The organism is Xanthovirga aplysinae, assembly GCF_009711365.1.
Classification (GTDB): Bacteria; Bacteroidota; Bacteroidia; order Cytophagales; family Cyclobacteriaceae; genus Xanthovirga; species Xanthovirga aplysinae.
The window spans coordinates 1-233 of sequence record NZ_SMMB01000033.1 but is presented as its reverse complement, the minus strand read 5'-3'; the positions used below and the strand labels follow the sequence as shown (position 1 = coordinate 233).

The following is a 233-nucleotide window of genomic DNA, read 5'->3' as shown; positions in this document are numbered from 1 at the left end:
TTTTATTGATTGAAACTCCTGTCTGAACCCCCAATTTCAAAGAGTTTAGGCGAAATTGATGTCCAAGACCAATTTTAAGGCTGGCAAATGAGATTCTACTTATTCGGTATGAATTAAGCGATAATGTATCTAAAACGGGCACTGGGATAGAGTCCATCGGATGGGTAGGGGGGCTTGAATTTAGGCTGTCAAGGGTTGGGGGAATATTAGAGGATCCTGTATTTATCCTTACA

Annotated in this window: 1 protein-coding gene; it reads right to left on the bottom strand. The window is 40.8% G+C overall.

Annotation, left to right across the window (positions count from 1 at the left end; genetic code table 11):
- Window positions 1–233 (bottom strand): hypothetical protein (locus E1171_RS23995; protein WP_222931249.1); only part of this gene is annotated, 233 nt, incomplete at both ends.